At 47.3% G+C, this 20391-nt stretch carries 22 protein-coding genes and 1 other annotated feature (1 of these 23 cut by a window edge); of the genes, 1 reads left to right on the top strand and 21 read right to left on the bottom strand.

The window, feature by feature from the left end:
* Nucleotides 1–74 precede the first annotated feature (74 nt).
* From AC0WRU_RS13990 to AC0WRU_RS14080, 19 genes are all read right to left on the bottom strand, one after another.
* The gene (locus tag AC0WRU_RS13990; protein ID WP_025682248.1) at nt 75–1061 is read right to left on the bottom strand and encodes an ABC transporter permease; all 987 of its coding nucleotides are present in this window, start codon (nt 1059–1061) and stop codon (nt 75–77) included.
* Nucleotides 1058–2575, bottom strand: coding sequence for a sugar ABC transporter ATP-binding protein (locus AC0WRU_RS13995; protein ID WP_476125215.1), 1518 nt, complete (start codon nt 2573–2575; stop codon nt 1058–1060). The genes AC0WRU_RS13990 and AC0WRU_RS13995 overlap by 4 nt, the downstream gene beginning before the upstream one ends.
* Before the next feature lie 67 nt (nt 2576–2642).
* Nucleotides 2643–3746, bottom strand: a complete 1104-nt coding sequence (locus tag AC0WRU_RS14000; RefSeq protein ID WP_476125217.1) for a sugar ABC transporter substrate-binding protein — start codon at nt 3744–3746, stop codon at nt 2643–2645.
* 209 nt (nt 3747–3955) lie between these two features.
* Nucleotides 3956–5434 (bottom strand): stage IV sporulation protein A, encoded by a 1479-nt coding sequence (gene spoIVA / locus AC0WRU_RS14005; RefSeq protein WP_023989182.1) that lies wholly within the window; start codon nt 5432–5434, stop codon nt 3956–3958.
* 13 nt (nt 5435–5447) lie between these two features.
* The gene (locus tag AC0WRU_RS14010) at nt 5448–5687 is read right to left on the bottom strand and encodes a hypothetical protein (RefSeq protein ID WP_162472144.1); all 240 of its coding nucleotides are present in this window, start codon (nt 5685–5687) and stop codon (nt 5448–5450) included.
* Between the two features lie 244 nt (nt 5688–5931).
* Nucleotides 5932–6282 (bottom strand): 2Fe-2S iron-sulfur cluster-binding protein, encoded by a 351-nt coding sequence (locus AC0WRU_RS14015; protein ID WP_476125220.1) that lies wholly within the window; start codon nt 6280–6282, stop codon nt 5932–5934.
* 50 nt (nt 6283–6332) lie between these two features.
* A complete protein-coding gene (locus AC0WRU_RS14020) occupies nt 6333–6962 on the bottom strand; it encodes a hypothetical protein (protein WP_476125222.1) in 630 nt (209 codons plus the stop codon).
* Between the two features lie 182 nt (nt 6963–7144).
* Nucleotides 7145–7420, bottom strand: a complete 276-nt coding sequence (locus tag AC0WRU_RS14025; RefSeq protein ID WP_013310741.1) for a stage VI sporulation protein F — start codon at nt 7418–7420, stop codon at nt 7145–7147.
* A 171-nt stretch (nt 7421–7591) separates the two neighbouring features.
* On the bottom strand, nt 7592–8632 hold the full coding sequence (locus AC0WRU_RS14030) for an NAD(P)H-dependent glycerol-3-phosphate dehydrogenase (RefSeq protein WP_476125224.1): 1041 nt from the start codon (nt 8630–8632) through the stop codon (nt 7592–7594).
* Nucleotides 8625–9233: a glycerol-3-phosphate 1-O-acyltransferase PlsY gene (gene plsY, locus AC0WRU_RS14035; protein WP_476125226.1), complete on the bottom strand. Its 609-nt coding sequence runs from the start codon at nt 9231–9233 to the stop codon at nt 8625–8627. The genes AC0WRU_RS14030 and plsY overlap by 8 nt, the downstream gene beginning before the upstream one ends.
* 11 nt (nt 9234–9244) lie before the next feature.
* A complete protein-coding gene (der, locus tag AC0WRU_RS14040; protein ID WP_025682256.1) occupies nt 9245–10567 on the bottom strand; it encodes a ribosome biogenesis GTPase Der in 1323 nt (440 codons plus the stop codon).
* A 144-nt stretch (nt 10568–10711) separates the two neighbouring features.
* The gene (gene rpsA / locus AC0WRU_RS14045) at nt 10712–11938 is read right to left on the bottom strand and encodes a 30S ribosomal protein S1 (RefSeq protein WP_476125229.1); all 1227 of its coding nucleotides are present in this window, start codon (nt 11936–11938) and stop codon (nt 10712–10714) included.
* Nucleotides 11939–12057: 119 nt separating this feature from the next.
* Nucleotides 12058–12651, bottom strand: a complete 594-nt coding sequence (locus AC0WRU_RS14050) for a lysophospholipid acyltransferase family protein (RefSeq protein WP_476125231.1) — start codon at nt 12649–12651, stop codon at nt 12058–12060.
* Nucleotides 12648–13355 (bottom strand): (d)CMP kinase, encoded by a 708-nt coding sequence (gene cmk / locus AC0WRU_RS14055; RefSeq protein WP_476125233.1) that lies wholly within the window; start codon nt 13353–13355, stop codon nt 12648–12650. The genes AC0WRU_RS14050 and cmk overlap by 4 nt, the downstream gene beginning before the upstream one ends.
* Nucleotides 13356–13487: 132 nt before the next feature.
* Nucleotides 13488–14144 (bottom strand): flagellar brake protein, encoded by a 657-nt coding sequence (locus AC0WRU_RS14060; protein WP_025682260.1) that lies wholly within the window; start codon nt 14142–14144, stop codon nt 13488–13490.
* A 175-nt stretch (nt 14145–14319) separates the two neighbouring features.
* Nucleotides 14320–15702 carry a germination protein YpeB gene (gene ypeB / locus AC0WRU_RS14065; RefSeq protein WP_476125235.1) on the bottom strand — a complete coding sequence of 461 codons (1383 nt, stop codon included), beginning with the start codon at nt 15700–15702 and terminating at the stop codon, nt 14320–14322.
* Nucleotides 15703–15967: 265 nt separating this feature from the next.
* Nucleotides 15968–16663 (bottom strand): glutamic-type intramembrane protease PrsW, encoded by a 696-nt coding sequence (prsW, locus tag AC0WRU_RS14070; protein WP_025682262.1) that lies wholly within the window; start codon nt 16661–16663, stop codon nt 15968–15970.
* An 87-nt stretch (nt 16664–16750) separates the two neighbouring features.
* Nucleotides 16751–17365, bottom strand: coding sequence for a genetic competence negative regulator (locus AC0WRU_RS14075; protein WP_014282120.1), 615 nt, complete (start codon nt 17363–17365; stop codon nt 16751–16753).
* A 197-nt stretch (nt 17366–17562) separates the two neighbouring features.
* Nucleotides 17563–17940, bottom strand: a complete 378-nt coding sequence (locus tag AC0WRU_RS14080) for a hypothetical protein (protein WP_025682264.1) — start codon at nt 17938–17940, stop codon at nt 17563–17565.
* Nucleotides 17941–18033: 93 nt separating this feature from the next.
* Between AC0WRU_RS14080 and AC0WRU_RS14085 the strand changes: the two genes are divergently transcribed.
* Nucleotides 18034–18966, top strand: coding sequence for a polysaccharide deacetylase family protein (locus tag AC0WRU_RS14085; RefSeq protein ID WP_476125238.1), 933 nt, complete (start codon nt 18034–18036; stop codon nt 18964–18966).
* Nucleotides 18967–19096: 130 nt separating this feature from the next.
* On the opposite strand, the gene AC0WRU_RS14090 is transcribed toward AC0WRU_RS14085, so the two are convergent.
* Nucleotides 19097–19432, bottom strand: coding sequence for a hypothetical protein (locus tag AC0WRU_RS14090; RefSeq protein WP_476125240.1), 336 nt, complete (start codon nt 19430–19432; stop codon nt 19097–19099).
* Nucleotides 19429–20016 (bottom strand): type II CAAX endopeptidase family protein, encoded by a 588-nt coding sequence (locus tag AC0WRU_RS14095; protein WP_025685815.1) that lies wholly within the window; start codon nt 20014–20016, stop codon nt 19429–19431. The genes AC0WRU_RS14090 and AC0WRU_RS14095 overlap by 4 nt, the downstream gene beginning before the upstream one ends.
* Nucleotides 20017–20201: 185 nt before the next feature.
* Nucleotides 20202–20391: a binding site (T-box leader), on the top strand; it runs 62 nt beyond the window's last position.

A 20391-nucleotide genomic window follows, 5' to 3' on the forward strand; every position in this document is an offset into this window, starting at 1 on the left:
TCGCCGAAACTGGCGTTTTATGGCACCCTTCTTGCGTGGAACAAGGTTTATAGTAATACAGTCCACAGACAATTTCAAGTACGGCGACGGTTTAGCACATAAAAAGTGACGGCCAGCGCGAGCACCAGCACAACTCCTTTAACGATTTTATGGGTAAAATACGGCACATTCATCATAGTCAGGCCGTTCACCAATACCCCGATCAGAACCGCCCCGATAAACGTACCCATGACATTCGGTTTACCCGCTCCAAAGACCGAAAAACCGACAAAAACCGCCGCTACCGCCTCCATAAGCAAAGGAGAGCCAGCACCAATTTGACCAGAACCTACACGAGAAGCATACAAAATCCCGGCAATGGCTGCAAATACACCGGAAGCAACATAAGCAAGCATTTGAACCTTATTCACGCGTATACCCGATAATCTTGCTGCTTCCTTATTCCCTCCAGTCACATACATTTGACGCCCATGCTTCGTGTAGGTTAAGAAAATATGCACCGCCGCTACCGCTAACAGCAGAAAAATAACCGAAATCGGGATACCCAGCCATTTCCCTTGTCCCAGAATAAGAAAAGCAGGAGATATTTCCCCTGGTGCCTTGCTACCATCAGGAAACTGCATATGATTATAAATGGTATAACCCTGAGCATAAGTTTCATGAGTGCCATCTATAATGTACATAATCGCAAGGGTGGCCAGCATATCCGGAATATGAAGCTTGATGATTAGCCACGAATTCAGAAGCCCGACAGCCGCTCCAATCAACAAAGATACGATAATAACCACCGCAACAGGCTGCTCATACCAGACCATCAGCGAAGCCGAAACGACGGTCGTTAGAGACACCGTAGCACCGACCGAAAGATCAAAACCGTCCACGATGAGAGACAATGTCACACCAATTGCGACAAAAGTCACAATCGCAATAGAGCCAAGAATGTCCATCAAATTATCATACGTCCAGAAATAGGGCAATGTGGCTGAAAAAAACGCCAACACACCCATAATTACGACTACAGCCCCATAACGAAAGGAGACGTTTAACCATTTTTCTTTCATGAATGCACCTCTTCACCGCCGCTGGCATACAACAGAAGCTGTTCCTGCTCCACTTCGCCCCGCGCAAATTCCTTTATTATTTTCCCGTCATACATCACTGCAATTCGATCACCAATGCCGATACCCTCAGCAAATTCACAGGTTAAATAGATGACCGCTTTTCCCTGAGCAGCCAATTCACCAATGATACGGAAAATATCACTCTTCGCCCCGATATCCACACCCTTGGTCGGCTCGTCAAAAACAAGCACTTCTGCCCCGGAATGCAGCCATTTACCTATCGCAACCTTTTGCTGATTCCCGCCACTCAAATATTTAACGTTCTGGCGCAGAGATGGCGTCTTAATGCCAAGGGAAGCAACGACTTCGCTACCGTTCGTACGTTCTTTGCGACGACTGATAAAACCAAGTACACTCAACTTGCCCAATAGCGGAAGACTAAGGTTTCGTTCTACCGTCTCTTCGATGAATACACCTTGCTTGCGCCGTTCCTCAGGTATGGACACAATCCCCTGAACGATCGCGTCCGCAGGCTCTCTCAGACGAATGGAACGACCTTTGAAGACCAGTTTCCCCTTATCGGGCTTATCCGCGCCTGTAAGAAGCCGGGAGAGCTCCGTTTTACCCGCACCGACCAAACCTACGATAGACAAGATTTCCCCGCGTCTGACCTCCAAATCGACACCGTGAACTCGTAATCCCTTGTAAAGCCCTATGGCTTCCAGCACCGTTTCACCGATAGAAGCATCCGTTTTCGGAAATTCCTCCTCAAATGTTTTACCAAGCATATGCGTAACGATGTCGCCTACATTCAAATCGGAGGATGTACCGGTGAACACTCGCTCTCCATCACGCATCACCGTAACACGGTTGCTGTGTTCAATGACCTCTGGCAATCGGTGGGTGATAAGAATACATGCAATGCCCTCTGCCTTGAGCGTATGAATCGTACGGAATAAACGCCGCGTTTCTTCTTCACTGAGTGGCGCTGTAGGCTCATCGAAGATGATCGTATTCGCTTGCTGTGTCAAAATACGTGCAATAAGCACAAGCTGCTTTTCCGCCAACGTCAACTCAGATACGTATTGCCTTACGTCAATATCGGCCTCCAGCCGTTCCAACGCCTCGCGCGCACGTTTGCGCATGGAACCCGGCGCAACCCACCAGCGTCCTTCAGGTGCAGACAAATCATCCAGGACAATGTTCTCCGCAACGCTCAGCTGCGGCACAAGCGCTGAATCAATTTCCTGATAGACACAGTGAATTCCCGCTCTCTTCGCCTCCCACGGCGAACCAATGCTCAGTTCCTTGCCTCCTGCAACAATGCTCCCCTGATCGGAACGATACGCGCCGGATAAAATTTTCATTAGTGTACTTTTACCTGCTCCGTTTGCGCCCAGCAGAGCGTGAATTTCGCCGCCATGCACCGTAAAATCCACGGACCGTAGCGCATCCACACCAGCAAACTGTTTGCTGATTTTCTTCATTTCCAGTGTATACACTTGTGAACTCATGGTACCTCCCTCACGCCTGCTTATGATAAAAGCGCGCCGAAGCGCGCCTTGTGCTTTATCCTAAAATTTATTTGGCCGTTTCATATTCTTTCATCCAATCCTTGTAGCCTTGCTCGCTTTGGCCCCATCCCTTTACATATTGAGACAGCTCGGATGTGGAAATTTGCTTATCCGGCAATGCTTCGCGCTGCACATATACCGCCTTCAATACCACTTGCTCCTCCGGGTTGTCCCCGTGCAGCTTCTGATATGCATAGCGCACTTGTACACGTCCGATATCTGTCGGATCTACAGCCGCCGAAGCTACCCAAGGATTTTTCGGGTCCTGAATCATTTGCAGATCCTCGTCACTCATATCAATGCCGTAGACTTTAATTTCCGTGCGTCCAGCTTGCTGGATGGCGCGTGCTGCCCCTTTAGCAAATTCATCCCAAGCAGTCCAGACCGCTGTAATTTCACCCTTAGGATATTGTTTCAACACAGCCTCCATTTTGGCTTGGGTGTCCAAAGCTGGATTCTGAGCTGAGCCAAAAGTTGCAATTTCTTTAATGTCCGGGTTGGCTTTCAAAAACTTATCGTAAGCAACTTGACGGCGCTCCATCGGTGCAAATCCGGCAACCCACACTTTTACAATGTTACCTTTGCCACCGATATCCTTTTTCATTTGCTCCAGCGTCAGCTCGGCCATGCTTTGGTCGTCCTGTGAAAGCACGACAGCCCCTGGAACGTTGACCGCAGCATCGAAGACGATAACCGGGATATTGCGGGAAACCGCTTTTTTCAACCCTGTTTCCAGTAACGCATCACCATGATCCGTCAATATGACATCAAACTGCTGGTTAATCGCGCTATCAAGCAGGGAGGCCATTTTTGCCTTGTCGTTGTCTGCTACAAACTTGGTCAACGTGCCTCCAAATTTCTTAACTTCCTCTTCCACGCCCTGAACATACTGCTGAGAGAACGTGCCTGTGTTAAACTCCATAATTAATGCAACCCGTTTGCCTTTTAAATTTAAGCTGTCTGTTTTGGCATCTGTTGTGTTCGATCCTGTACTGCTTGTCCCTTGAGCACCGCTCTCTGTTTTCGGCGCACCACATGCAGTGACCAGCAAAACCAGCACCAGCAGCATCATAGATCCTAGTCCTAGCTTCTTGTTTTTTTGGGTATTCATGTTTCGTTTCCCCCTCGTTCATTCAACAAAATGATTCAAATTTGATACTTAATATATCGCGTTAAACCAAGTATGTAAATAGGTTTTATGAATATAAAAATATTTTCCGATCTCATATGACAAAATGCAACAATTGCATATCAAAATAACGCAAAGAGCGGATAGCTCTCTGCGTTATTGTTTCTTACACGATTTTCATTTACTTTCGCTTAAAGGATGATGGCAATCAGACCACCTGAGCCTTCGTTAATAATGCGGCCCAGCGTTTCCTGAAGTTTGTAGCGTGCGTTGTCCGGCATCATTGCAATCTTGCCCTGAATGCCTTCACGCACAATGGAATGCAGCGAGCGTCCGAAAATGTCCGACTCCCAAATTTTGATCGGGTCATTTTCAAAATCCTGCATCAGATAGCGCATAAGCTCCTCACTTTGCTTCTCTGTTCCGATAATCGGAGCAAATTCCGATTCCACATCGACACGGATCATGTGTATGGAAGGTGCTGTTGCCTTGAGCCGCACACCAAACCTTGTACCCTGACGAATCAACTGCGGATCGTCTAGTGCCATCTCGGACAACGACGGCGCGGCAATGCCATATCCCGTTGTCTTGACCATTTCCAGCGCCTCGGCAAAGCGGTCGTACTCCCGTTTGGCATGGGCAAAATCCTGCATCATTTGCAGCAAATGATCCTTGCCGCGAATCTCTACCCCGACGACTTCGACCAAAATCTGGTCATACAGCTCATCGGGAGCATACAGATCAATTTCAGCTACACCCTGCCCCATATTCATCCCGCTCAATCCGGCCCTGTCGATGAATTCATATTCCATAAACTGGCCAACCACTCGATCTACATCACGCAGGCGTCGAATATCTTTAACCGTATCGCGAACGGAATTTTCATAATTGCTACGCAGCCAGTGCTCTTCGTTCAGAACCATGACCCAGCTCGGCAGGTTCACATTCACCTCATGCACCGGAAATTCATACAATACTTCACGAAGTACGCCTGTAACATCATCTTCCGTCATAGTCGCCGCGCTGAGTGTCATGACTGGTATATCGTACTTGGCAGCCAGCTCACTGCGAAGCTGGAGTGTTTCATCACTGCGCGGATGCGTGGAATTGATGACCAGCACAAACGGCTTGCCTACTTCTTTCAACTCCTCAATGACTCGCTCTTCCGACTCTACATAAGAGCTACGCGGGATTTCCGCAATCGTGCCGTCTGTCGTGACGACAACACCGAGCGTCGAATGCTCCTGAATGACCTTGCGCGTGCCAATCTCCGCCGCTTCCTGAAACGGAATCGGTTCTTCAAACCATGGCGTGGAGATCATCCGCGGGCCATTTTCATCCTCGTACCCCTTCGCACCCTCTACTGCGTATCCTACACAGTCGACCAGACGGACATTCACATCCAGTCCTTCCGTTACTTTGATCTGGACAGCATTATTCGGTACGAATTTAGGCTCCGTCGTCATGATCGTTTTCCCTGCCGCACTTTGTGGCAGCTCATCTACGGCGCGGGCACGGTCCGCCTCACTTGTAATGTTCGGCAGAACAATTGTCTCCATAAACCGCTTGATAAACGTTGATTTACCTGTTCGGACTGCGCCGACGACCCCAAGATAAATATCTCCTCCGGTGCGTTCGGCAATGTCTTTAAAAATGTCCACTTTCTCCAATGAAATCCCCTCCTCAAAAGTCTCCGAAGGAAAAATGCTTAAAGAGCATCCGCTTCGTGTTCAACCAACTGCTTGATCCCAGATGCGGCAGAACAGCCTTTAAAATGCCCGGAAGTCGTCCGCCGCCGAGATTCAGGAGACTGATGGAATCGGCGAAACGGCGTAAACTCGTACATGCATTTGGACTGATACCATCATATGTATCCCCTCCGTAAAATATGTTCAGGTTTTTGAAAAAAATAGAGTTCGTCACAGCGATTACTGCAAAACGATATTTTACGTTTGGGTCCACTCACCTAATATATGCGTAGCGGGGTTTCCCCATGACTTCGACGCTAGATTTATAATAAAAAAAGGATGTTTCTCTGACTCTCTATGCAACTCATACCCATTTTGAGAACACTTTTTTGAGGGTTCACTTGGGGATATAAGCTTCATAGTCGTCGGATAACATCCTTTGTTTCTTATTCTTTGAGTTTAGGCTTTAGGTTTAAGCTTCACCATAGTTCGTCTTCCTGCGCCTGACGCTCAAGCTGTCGCCGAACAGCCGCCTTGAGCCTATCCTCCGGTATCGTCACCTCAACATCACTCTGGGCGCGAGCCTGACAGGACAAGCGGATGCCTTCATCCAGCAGAGGTCCCAGCTTGCGGCGCTCTGCATCACTTGGCTGGCCTGCGTGTACAGCCCATTCCTGTGAAATATTCACCTTGCACATGAGACAGGCCGCTTTTCCATCACAACGGGTTGGAATATACACGTTCGCTTTACGTGCGGCCTGGAGCAATGTCGTGCCTTGACCGACCTGTACGCGCCTGCCGGACGGCTTAAACGTAATCTGCACATCCATGAACGGTCCTCCATTCTTGTAGCAACCACAAACCCGCCAATTACAGCCTTTCAGCTTCTGTAATGCAACTCGGGCCAAGGCAAAAGCTCTTGCAGCTTAGCCAGTTGGTCATCTGTCCAAATGTTGCTGATCAGCAGTTGATTCAGCACCACTATATGTCGCTGCGGATCCCGCTTCATGGCGTCCGCTATCGCCTCATATCGGTCGGATCGATTTCGTAATAGATTAAATAACAACTCATGACTGAGTGGCATCAGACGCAGTGAAGAGCGCCCCAGATCAAGCCGGATTCCAGCCGACCACAGCAACCGTTCGACCTCCAATCGATATAAAGCTCCATCACACAGCACCTCGAAACCACCCACAAGCTCAACTGGAAATCCCTCCAGTTCATAATGGCTCAGCAATGAAACGTACGAACCACTACGATCTACCTGTTGTCGGTCGATCAATACACCCGGTGCTTTCGCATGGAGCTGCTTCGCTGCGTGAATATCTGCGTAAATATCAATATCTCGGGGCAGTCGATCCAGCTCAACCTCCTGCACAAGCAGCGAACAGCTTCCTCCCAGCATCCACGGAACAGCAATAGACGCCCAACTGTCCGCCAAGCTGCTCAGCGCAGCTGTCAGCTCGTGAGGCAGCTTGTTCAATCGCAGCGAAGATATAGCCTCCTTCACATTGTTTCCTCCCTTTCAGTCCATCATCCCGTTTCCTGTTGGGCACCATTATAACATGTTACGTATGGCAGTTCGACATTTTATGCATAAGAGAACAGCCGAGAATCTGCTGGAATAATAAAAAAACCGTGAACCTGTCCGGTTCACGGAGAATACAACCAGCCGGTAAACGACTGTAATTTTTATTTTTTCATCATCATCTTCATCAACGCTTCCATATTGGAAGGATTCATTCCGCTCTTTTTGACGGCACCGACAATATCCCTTACTGTATCTTCCGATACCGGAATGTTGGCCATCGCAGATACCTGCTTTATCAGTTGACGCAACTGCGCTTCACTTTGAAGCGTGTCCGCCTTCACGGTGCCTGCCAGCTTTTTCACCGCATTTTCAGATATGTTTTTGCCACCTTTTTTGTTAATGGCCTTCAACGCATCTTTCGGAAAGTTTTTATTCACATTCTCCCCTCCTCCGCCATTACTCAACTCAGTGTATGAATGATGGAGACCAAAGGTGATTAAGCTTACAAAAGACATGCCATACGCCTAACTGAAAAAAGCTGTCTCCACCGTAGATAAAATCTACTTGCGAGACAGCCTTTTGTAAGTTTTATATGTGCAGCTAAGCCCTTACGAATGCCATTGTTCCCATGTTTGCAAGGGCATGACTTCCATTTCGGTTTTCGGGTCGCGACCCATGAGCGCCTCGACGGCCTTACGGACATCACGCCCTTCAAACAGTACCCCGTACAGCACTTCGGTAATAGGCATCTGAACGCCCAGCTTTTGCGAGATCGCATAGGCTGCCTTTGTCGTCCGAATGCCTTCTACCACCATGCCCATAGACTCTAGCACATCATCAAGCTTTCGCCCCTGCCCAAGCAGCGAGCCTGCACGCCAATTACGGCTGTGACGGCTTGTTGCGGTAACAACCAAATCGCCGATGCCTGCAAGCCCGGCAAAGGTCAAAGGATTGGCTCCCATTTCTACTCCGGCACGGGTAATCTCTGCCAACCCACGGGTCAGCAAAGCCGCTTTTGCATTATCTCCGAAGCCTAGTCCGTCCGACATACCCGCGCCCAAAGCGATAATGTTCTTCAACGCCCCGGACAGCTCTACACCCAACAAATCCCGGTTCGTATATACGCGGAAATAGGAGTTCATGAACATCTCCTGTGCAGCCTGTGCAGCCTTCTCATTTGACGAGGCTACTACAACCGTCGTGGGGCATTTCCGCACCACTTCTTCCGCATGGCTCGGACCGGACAACACGGCAATATCACCCTCCGCGACCTCCAGCTCTTCTGAAATTACCGTGGACATACGTTTGAGTGTTTCCGTTTCAAAGCCTTTAATGGCATGGACAATCAGCATATCCTTGGTAAAGAATGCTTTCAGACTACGCGCTACCTGACGCGCAGCAGCGGAAGGAGCTACGATCACCACTGCTTTAGCACCAGACACCGCAACTTCCATATCGGTTGTAGCCATAATCCGTTCAGACAGGATGGAGCCGGGTAAATAATGGTCATTCGTATGCTTCTCATTAATTTCAGTAGCTTGCTGTTCGTTTCTCGTCCAGACAGAGACATCGTTGTTATTGGCCGCAAGGACGGAAGCCAGTGCTGTTCCCCAACTGCCCGCGACCAGCACAGCTATTTTCTCAGACAAGACGATCTCCTCCTTTGGAGCCAAGCTTGTTTTCTTTCCCCCGTACCAGCTTGGCAATGTTGGTGCGGTGTCTCCACACAGCAAACACACAAATGACCAGAGCCGTCCAGAAGAACGGCCATGCATAACCAAGTACCAGTAAAATCCAAGGTGTCAAAATGACAAAAATCAGCGAGCCAAGGGATACATAGCGCGTAATTACGATTGCAAGAATCGCAATAATTCCGGCATACAATGCGGGGGGTAAGGCAATCGAGACCAATACACCAATAGCGGTAGCAATACCTTTTCCTCCGCGAAAGTGGAAATATACCGGCCAGTTATGGCCTGCAATCGCCGCAATGCCACACAAACCCGGTAACCAGGATGAATTTCCGCCAAGCCAATGCCCTATCAGCACCGCAACAATCCCTTTAAGTACGTCCAGCAGCAGTACCAGAATGGCAGGGCCTTTTCCTAGCACGCGCAGCGTATTCGTCGCGCCGGCATTGCCACTTCCATGCTGACGAATATCGATCCCTTTTAATTTTCCATACAGCAGACTGAAGCTGACAGAGCCAAGCAAGTAACTGAGTACGAGGGCAATGATCTGTAAAATCAACCTATTCGCTCCTAACTTTCGTCAGACTTGCGCCGTGTAAAGATACGAATTGGAGTTCCCTCAAAGTTGAAGGCGGCGCGAATTTTGTTCTCCAGATAACGCTCGTAAGAGAAGTGCATCATTTCCGGATCATTGACGAATACAACCATCGTAGGCGGCTTAACAGCAACCTGAGTCACGTAGTTAATACGCAGACGGCGTCCTTTGTCAGTTGGCGGAGGATTAATCGCAACCGCATCGGAAATAACATCGTTCAGCAAATGCGTCTGAATACGCAAGACATGCTGCTGTGCCACATGCTGGACAACAGGGAGCAGCTTTTGCAAGCGCTGCTTTGTTTTCGCAGACAAGAACACAATCGGAGCATAGGTCATGAACAGAAAGTGATCGCGAATTTTAGTTTCAAACTGGCGCATCGTTTTATCGTCCTTGTCCACGACATCCCATTTGTTCACAACAAACAGTGAGGCTTTACCCGCTTCATAAGCATAACCGGCAATGTGCTTATCCTGCTCAATAATGCCCTCCTCGCCGTTAATAACGACCAGCACGACATCTGCACGCTCAATAGCACGCATTGCACGCATCACACTATATTTTTCTGTTGTCTCATATACTTTACCACGTTTACGCATACCCGCCGTATCGATCAGTACATACTTCTGACCGTCTTTTTCAAAAGGCGTATCAATTGCATCACGCGTTGTACCTGCAATGTCACTAACAATAACCCGTTCCTCTCCCAGAATGGCATTAACGAGCGAGGATTTACCTACGTTCGGGCGGCCGATCAAGGCAACACGGATAACATCTTCATCATAAATGTCCTCTTCCAGCTCAGGCAAATTGGACGTGATCGCATCCAACAGGTCACCAATACCTATACCGTGGCTACCGGAAATGGCAATGGGGTCGCCGAATCCATAGGAATAAAACTCATAAATCAGATCCGCACGTTCCAGATTGTCCACCTTGTTTACAGCCACAATAACAGGCTTGCCCGAACGATATAGCATTTGGGCTACCTCTTCATCAGATTGCGTAATCCCTGCCTTTGCATCACTCATAAATACGATCACATCTGCTTCTTCTATAGCCAGTTCAGCTTGCATCCGGATGGATTTCAAGATTTCATCTTCTCCATCAATCTCAATGCCGCCAGTATCAATAATACTGAAGGATTTACCGTTCCACTCCGATATACCGTAAATACGGTCACGGGTGATTCCAGGCTTATCTTCCACTATGGATAAACGATCCCCGATAATCCGATTAAAAATGGTGGATTTACCCACATTCGGACGACCGACAATAGCCACAACGGGTCTTGCCATAAATTCACTCCTCCTGTCAATTCTTCCGCTATCATCATAGCAAAAAACATGCCTGTTAGCGATATTGTCACGTAACAACAATCGGCGAACCCTCTGGGTCCGCCGATGGTGTACGTTATACTTATAAAGTGTATTGATTCAAACTCATTTAAATTTGTTCAATTTATCGCCAAAACGTTCGCCAAGCGTAATGCTGAGACCGGAATTGTTCAAAGAAACGTTCGGATTGTTCAGTTCCTCACGAGGCGCGCGGGATGCACGTGGCGCTCTTTCTGCTCTTGGAGCAGCTTCTGGAGCTTCCTCAGTTTCTTTAATGCTCAGGCTTACACGTTTTTCAGTAGGACTCATTTCAAGAACTTTAACCTTAACTTCTTGTCCTTCTTCCAGAACTTCTTGTGGAGTTCCGATGTGTTTGTGGGAAATTTGGGAGATATGAACCAAACCTTCCACGCCAGGAGCGATTTCAACGAATGCACCGAAGTTAACCAGACGTTTAACAACGCCTGTTACAACGTCACCATTGTTAAATTGTCCAGCAGCAGATTCCCAAGGACCAGGCTGTGCAGCTTTCATGCTCAGGCTGATTTTTCCTTTTTCAGGGTCCACTTTCAGGACTTTCACTTTTACTTGTTCTCCTTCAGAAACCGCATCGGAAGGCTTGTCGACATGAGTCCAGGCAATTTCAGATACGTGAACCAAACCATCCACGCCGCCTACGTCAACGAAAGCACCGAATTGAGTGAGACGTTGAACCGTACCCACGATTTCTTGTCCTTCTTTCAGCTCAGCCATTACTTTAAGCTTGTTGGCTTCGAATTCTGTTTCCAGAACGTCTTTTTGAGAAAGGATCACTTTGTTGTTCTCACGATCCAGCTCTTTCACGACAACACGCAACGTGCGGCCTTTATAATCGCTGAAATCTTCAACGAAATGGCGTTCTACCATGGATGCAGGGATAAATCCGCGCAGACCCACGTCTACAACGATGCCGCCTTTAACGACATCATTAACAACCACTTCAAATACTTCTTTGCTTTCAAACAGCTGCTCCAGCTTTTCCCAAGCATTTTCACTGTCGATTGCGCGTTTGGACAGGACAAGTTTTTCTTTGCCATCGTCAATGCTAATAATTCTAGCTTCAACCTCTTGGCCTACTTGTACTGCTTCTTCTGCGTTGTCCAAACCAGAAGACAACTCGCGAATTGGAATAATTCCATCGTATTTATATCCAATGCTTACTACCGCTTGGTTATCTTCCAATTTCACGATTGTACCTTTAACGGTATCACCTTTTTTCAGGGAAACGATTTGTTCGAGCTCGTCTTGATTTGCCGCTTCAGCAGCTTCTTGATTTTTAATTTCTTCCGACATGTCAATACCCTCCTCAATTCAAAAAAACCATTTATTTAAACCTGCGCATGGCAGAGTTCAAAACATTGTTAAACTTCTGTTCTAGCTTTCCGAGATTAGGCACAATTCATGCAAGCCTTTCAGTTATTCGTAGGCTCGCCGGTTTCTCGCATTGTACGAATACGAGACATAATCTCTTCTGTTGCCAGCTCAAGCGGATCTCCTTCGATAACGGCACCTTTTTGGTAAGCATCCAAATTAACAGGTTTGCCGTATATCACTTTCGTTTTACGGAAAAGCTTGTAATCACCAACAATGGCGACCGGAACGGCAGCCGCTCCACTACGCAGCGCAAAGCTGGCAGCACCCTTTTTACCGATTCCCCCGGCTCCTCTGGAGCCTTCGGGAAAGATCCCCATAACCTTGCCGTCACGCAAAATGGTCAAAGCCAGCTTAATGGATTCCTTGCTCACACCACCGCGTTTGACCGGAAAAGCTCCCAGTTTGTCGATCAACGAACCAAGTACAGGAGTATTAAATAGCTCGGCTTTCGCCATAAAGTGAACCTTTCGATCCAGCAAAATGCCAACTGTAGGAGGGTCCAGATTACTAATATGATTAGAACACAACAGTACTCCGCCCTCAGCAGGAACATTTTCCCTGCCTACCGCCTCAAGTCTGAACAGAAAGCGGTATATGAGACGCAAAATACGGACGCATACAGCATATATCATTGTCTGATCTCTCCATCCTTCGCCGTGGTGCAGTAAGATACAATGGTATCGACGACATCCTGAATGCCCATATGGGTCGTATCCAGAACGATAGCGTCGTCACTGCAACGAAGCGGGGATACCTCCCTCTCCTCATCAAGCTTGTCACGCGCCGCAATGTCACGTTCGAGCTGCTCCAGAGTGATATCATCAGCTCCGCTCAGTTCTTTAAACCGGCGAGAGGCACGTTCCTGAACACTTGCGGTCATAAACACCTTGACTTCAGCATCAGGAAGCACAGTAGTTCCAATATCGCGACCATCCATAACGACACCTTTACGTGCGGCCATTTCACGCTGGTTTTCAGTCAAACGCGAACGTAACCCCGCAATACTCGAATACTGTGACACCTTGCCTGTCACTTCCATCGAACGAATCACTGTCGTTACATCTTCCCCGTTACAATAAACCTTTTGGCCTGTAGGGTCCGGTACTAATTCAATCACCAACTCAGGCACATATTGAAGCACTTTTTGTACATTATCTGCCGGAATTTCCCTGCGCATCATGTACCACGTTGCTGCCCGGTACATCGCTCCGGTATCTACATAAACATAAGAAAGTGCTTTCGCTACCAAGCGGGCCACCGTACTTTTCCCTGCACCAGCAGGTCCATCAATGGCTACATTTATTTTATTAATTGAAGATCCATGCTGCCTTGCCAACGGGTAATTCCTCCTAACCTAACCTCAAGAAAAAAGCAGGCATTGCCTGCGACGTGAAAATTATACCACACATTCAGAGTTGATGCAAAATGAGCGGCAGGTTAACAAAAAAAGAAAACCTTCGGATGATTGCTATCTCCCCCTGAATTCCAACTGACGCTCAAAGCAATATTTAATCAGTTTTTGACGCTCCTGGTCAGCAATTTTCTCATATTTCAGCATGATCAGCCTGCGACCGTTTTCCATTTGCTGAATACGTACAATTTCGGATTGGAACGGGACATGCTCCTGAGTTCCATTTTTATAAGGGACCAGAATCCAGCAGGACAATGATTCACCTTCTTCCAGATGATGTGAGCCTTGAGTCTGAAAAGAAACGCCTCCACCGCCGACATCATGCGTCTCAGCTACAAACCTTGATTCGTTTGATCCATACTTCACCGCTATTTCCAGGTTGGCCTGAACCCGTAGAAAATTTCGACGCTGAATTTTACTGATGCTGTCTGGGGCAGGCTTGTGAATGCGGACCATCCGGAGCACATCCTCTTTAAAGCCGATAACGTGGGTATTGAAATAGTTTTTTATCCCGCCCTCGCTCATAAAAAATATCGACAGTTCTTCTCCCAAAAACAGTTTTTTCAGATGGCCGCTCGTTTGAGACATAGGTACCTCTATCAGAAAGTTCTGGGACTCCTCTTCCGCAATACGCGACTTAAATTCAAAATGTTCGTCCGTATGATCGGTACCAGCCACTTGTATGTATAGCACATCATTAATTTTAGGAAACAAACCGCCCACCATCCTTGTCCATTTAAAAGCTGTAATAAGGTATATAATACCACGACTTTGTACCCATTTTAACATTATATTTGTTGTACCTATGTCAAAAGCACAAAAAACCTCCTTCATAAAGGAGGTTTAGCGTGACTAATGGTTCATATTTACGTATTTACCCTATTTACAATTAAACATGACTTGCTGAAGCCGGTTCGTCCGAATCTTTAACTAGCTCAATCGTTTCTTCCATCCCCGTATCAGCGTTAATGTAAATACGGTAAATGGAACCGTTGATTTTTCCACCAAATTCATAGCACAGAACCTCTTTGGACAGTTCATTTTCAATCAGCGCTTTCCGGTGATAAGTTTCACGAAACTCAGGGTTCAGCTTCGCACTTGCTGCCTTCACATCCAGCTTAGCCTTCGGAATACGGCGGAGGCGGCTGTGCTCGTACACGTAGTCACTCGATTGAAAACCGATCACTTGCCCGTTATCGAGACCGGATCTAACTGTGATTTTTTCTGGATAGATGATCACATCCCCTTTTTGAGTGGCGAATGTGATGTTGGCTAAATTTCCACTTTCATCATAAGAAACAGGCTTCATCCCCGGATATCCCTTACGTTGGAGATATTCACTCGCATAGCGGACCGCCTCATTGCGAGTTGATTTTTTCGGCCCAACCGTTCTCATATCATGGTAAGAAATAAGCTTGCCGCCTTTTTTGGTATAATCCATGGTGAGTACAGGCTTCTGTTTGTTATACAGGGTAGCTGTATAAGATGCCCATTCCGTTCCTTTACCATTTTCATGGACACGGATTTGGCTCTCCGGTTTCCCTGTAAATTCAGCCGCATTCCGCTTAATTTGCTCCGCGTTCACAGCAGGAAGACTCAGCTTCTTCACAGAACGCTTGTCATAGATGCTAGCTACGGATGGTCCCCAATCCAGCTCCTTATAATTCTCTACTTTTTTGTCTACGGTTTGGAAGCCGTCAATAATGGTGTTGTCCTTAGGCCCGGTTTGGGAGCCTGGCGCTGTATCGACATCCATCCAACGCAAATTTTTGCTGAGAACTTTTTGCCGGACTTCGTGCATATTTTTCGAAATTTCTTTGGAATTGCTGTATAACGTTTTCAGATTCGATAATTCTTTCTCATTCAAAGGCTCGTGATCCAAATCACGGACAGATGTCTGATACGCAAATGCGGACAGATGCGACAACAGATCCTTGGCATGATTAAACGGCATCACATTGAGCGGCAACTGGTTAACCTCATTTTGAGCCTCGCTCGTAATTCTCCACACGTTCATCAGACATTTGCGATGCATGGCGTGTGACGTGTTGTGAACTGCAATAGCGTTCCCGAGTTGTGAATGCAGCTGATCCATATGAAACGACAAATCATGAAACGCACGCTGATATTGATTTTCCGCTTTAATCGACATGCTATTCGCCTGAAGAGACACCTCTTTTCTCATCTGGCTTTCCCGATAACCCCACACAAATGCTCCTATCATAATCAGGGTAACAATCGGAAACATTACAGTACTAAGTCGTCTATACATATTGGGAGTCTCCTTTCTTCAAGTACACTACCGATAGTGTGACAAGAAGAATGCTCTCTTATGCATGGTTTTCCATAACTTCGACAATAAACTCACAGTTATCGCAGATACAGCGCTTAAAGCCGGTCTGAATACGCCCTTGCTCCATCCGTCCTCTCAGCACGAAACGTTCACCACATCTTTTACAATGTATTCTCACTTTAATACGCAAAAAAAAGACACCTCTTTCTCTAACAGGTTTGTCAGATCAGTGTGCCCCAATTTGTTACATATTAACCTTTTCTTCCCGTTTGAACAGTCGAAATGGAGATCGGTTGTTAGCCCGACTGATTTTCGCCATCCCTCCATACCAGAGAAATGCCATCAGAGGAATGATAAACCAGATCCAGTCATGCGAAATTGTCGTCAGAATCAGGTCATATATTCCATGCCAGAACCACGGAAGCACCAAGGACAGAAGCAACATATATTTGCTTTTCCAGTCCTGTGAAAACTTGGCCTTCCCCATGTAATAGCCCATCATGACTCCAAACATTGCATGACCGGATACCGGAAGCAATGATCTCATCAGCATCATACTAACAGAAGCGTGGCCCGCCCATGCGTAGAGCAGATTTTCAACGGTTGCAAATCCAAGGGAGATTGCAGCGGCATACAAAATACCGTCATAAGGTTCATCGAACTCGGTGTGATTATATATAATGTGATACAGCAAAAACCATTTGAAAAACTCTTCCACTCCGGCCGAAATGCCGAACACCTGAATTAACGTGTGATCCCCCAGCCAAAGCAGCAGCCCACGTTGGAAAATCATGACAGGCAGTACCGCCAAAAAGCCGAGCAAAAACACTTTGATAACCATGTGAAGCGGCTCAGATTCATATCTGTCCTTCAAGTAAAAATACATTAATAAGGCGAGACCCGGCGCAGTTGCTGCCGCTAAAACAGAAAACAGAAGCACCGATCATCCCTCCATAAAAATGAGTCGGCCCTGCATTCAGCGCAGAGCCGACAAAGTCACTTCGATACTACTTTTCTTTAAGCCCCATTAAGAGCGGCTGTCAAAATGAGTGCAGATGACGTCAATCGCCTGTTCAGGAATAACCAGCTTGCCATACTCCTCCAGCATTGCCGGTGTTACGGATGAGCCTTCCCCAAATTCAGCAAGAACCGCGATCAAGGCCGCAAGCTTGGGCTCTTCCACTTCTTCCGGCTCCAAATGCAGAATCCATTTTCCTCTATAATGATACAGCTTACCTGCATCCGTAGTGTTGCTACGGAGCATGTGAGCCGCTTCTATGAGTACTTCGAAATCGCTAAACGCGTAGACGATGGAATCGCTGTGCTCCAGCGTAACTTCCATTTCGTAGACTTCCTCCGGAAGCTCATCATCGGGACCCGAACCATATTGCTGGTGGTCGTATTTCCCCCGAGTGACGATAACTACCATGCCCTGAGCAGGAAGCGCAAATACTTCGACAGCTAACGGTCCCGTGGCGTCGAAGCCCAGCTCACTATATGCCTGATCCATCATTTCGGTGAACAGCTCATGGACTCTTGGAATCTCTTGCCACATGTCGTCTTTTTGAATACCGCGTTCGCTCAAATCGTCAAAGGTAAGGAAAATCCGTATCTTGTCCTGGCTTAATCTTTCTATTTTCATACTGGACCCTCCTCCTGGCAGCCGAGTGTTATTAACAGATTATGATGCATTTATGGTGCCTGTGATGAAAATGGTTCTATGTAATCATGTTATCATTTTATAATCGTAAATGCACGCAATAAAAATGATAAAAAAAAGAATCATTTGAACGGCTTTTACAAAAAAGCCGCAAAATGATTCGGAATAGAGGTTCCGGGTTACAAACCCGGTACGGCTGTATGAGTTTCTTTCAGGATTTGCTCGACCTCACGCTTAACATCGGGACTGGTGCTGATAAAATCTTTAATCAGCTTCATATTTTCTTCTTTGTTTTGGGCTGTATGGGTGCTATGAGCTGTCTTATCTGTTGTGGAACGGTGATCGTGATCCTTATGGGTGTCTTGCTTGTTAAGCGTAATATCACCCATTCCGGGGAACGCCGCGTCCATCATTTTGGTACGGGCTTTTTGAACCAGATTACCGCCTTTTTTTCCATCCATGTCCATAGATAAGCCTAACATGCTGCGGTTACGGGAGATCATAGTGCTCGCCACTGCGCCCAAAACGATTCCCAGGAAAAATGAAGATGTTTTCACAATTAGAACCTCCCTTTGTGGTAGAATCAAGCATAGTGTTCGTCAGCAGAGACAAACTCATACGGTATAAATACAGGAAGGTGAGATGAATTAATGGGTACAAAAACAGCAGCCATTTTGTTGACCGCATGTCTGCTGCTAAGTGCTTGCACTGCGGCCAAGCCGGAATCGGCAGCCACAAGCAATAACCAGACCCCGGCAACGTCTGAAACCAGTGACAACACAGACAAAGGGCAGGGCGTAGCTTCTTCTCCAACCAACAACAGTGAGCAAGCAGGCAGTAATCACGGTAACAACTCAACGGTCCAAACATCACCGCAAACTGGCAAGACCGTCGCCGATAGCAACGAGGCTACAAATTCAACGGCTACGGCTAACGTTAACAAAACATACCATTTGGACAATGCTTACAACGTGGTCCCTAACCAGCAAGGGGCTGAGAAAAAGGTTGTTTTGCTGACCTTTGACGACGGTCCCAAGGAAGCGATCATGATCAACAAAATCATTGACATACTGGACAAGCACAAGGCGAAAGCCATTTTCTTCGTAAACGGTTACCGTGTGAAGGAGCACCCTGAACTACTCAAACTCATTCATGACCGTGGGCAGCCCATTGGCAACCATAGCTGGGATCACATCGTGCTAAAGAACAAATCCGAGGCCGAAGTGAAGAAACAAATTGAATCGGTGCAAAAAATTGTTAAGGATACAACGGGTCAAACGCCGGTGTTCTTCCGTCCTCCTCATGGCGCAGGTGGGCATGTCGGCCGCAAAGTTGCCAAAGAAAACGGACTTTTGTACATGACATGGTCCGTCGGTTCGCTTGATTGGACGATGAAAAAGAGTCAGCCGAATAAAACCGATGCACTTCTCAAAAATGTGACAGAACAATTACATCTGGGCAGCAATATTTTGATGCATGAGCTACCTTGGACCGCAGAAGCGCTGGATAGTCTGTTGACTCGTCTGGAGCAAAAGGGTTACCAATTTGTCGATCCGCAAAGCATTGAGGTCCCTGCCAGCTAACAGCCCCTTGTGTTTGGTACTTCTATTCTCGATCCTGAACGATTGCTAAAAGAGCCTCCATTTCCCGCAAGTCACATACGGGTAAGGAGGCTCTTTTGGCGTAAGCACAAGCGATCACACTGGCTTATCATTACCAGAGCATTTCACTAATGGGCGGTGCCCCTTTGATGCCCCACCACAGCAATGCTGCTGTAATGAGCACAAAAAGTGTACTCAAAAAATTCAAAAACCACTTGCTCACCCGGATACGGCGGGACGGAAACATTTCTGCCCGTGTCCGGTACTCGCTGACAGGAGCATCATCCTCCATGGTCACAGCAACTTCCGGTGCAGCAGCAACTTGAACTAATTCCGGTGCGGGCCGTGAAGCACGGGAGCGAACCGGTTTTGGACTGTTTTCTTCCTTGCTCTTGCGTCCATTTCGGCGGCTGCCGTAAGTCTGCACTCTGCTAAGTTCCTGATTCATGCTTCATACCTCCGAAAACGTAGCGCTAAACCGGATATGAGGTCGATCACAAAATGACAAATGATCGGCGCCCACAGGCTACCGGTCTGCACGTATATGTAGCCCAAACCGTAACTGCTCAGAAAAACCCAGCCTGTCGGAATCCAATGCCGCAAATACCGGATATGAATGACCGCAAACAAGATACTTGTCCAGTAAGGCCCAAAGCTGTACTGAATCGCCCCTCTGAACAATAGTTCTTCACAAATGGAAACGATGGCTGCTATACATACAATATGCCAGATCGGGCGGTTTTGGAACAGCATCTGGTTAATGCCCCCGTCATCCATAGCATCCTCGGGCATCACCCGCGACAGGAGCAGGTCCACCAGCAGCATAGCCGCAGCCAGTCCCAACCCCCACCATAAAACATGTAAACTGTTCGGCCACGCAAACAGTTCCAGCACATTTCTTTTCTGAAAAATAATCCAGATGGCGCCGACCAACAGGGTCAGCCCCTGGGTTAGATACAAATTGTAAAGCAGCAAGCGGTCATTCAATTCATGAATTTGCGCTCTTTTCCATTTCACTTTAAGCTTTTTCATAGTTAGTTAGTCCTCTGCATAGTCTTCTTAAGCATCATAGCCAAAAAGTCGAACGGATTCAAGAAGGCTTAAAACTTATTATTCTGCATTCTGTAGCTATTTATCTAGCCTGGTGTCCACACCTGTCACATGTCCTATTGACATGTCCATGTAAGCCATGATACATTATGAAAAAATTATTAGCGACAACAACAATGATGGAGAAAAGGTATTGATTTCGTCCTCAGAGAGCCGGTGCTTGGGTGGAAGCCGGTGGCGAAGTAGCTACTTTCAGCGCTCCTGAGTTATTGCACCGAAGCCTTGGGATCATATCTCGGCATTAGATGCAATCGGCAGAAAACCGTTATCCTTTCGGTCATATTTATGACCGCTGAA

The organism is Paenibacillus sp. 1-8 (assembly GCF_056316205.1).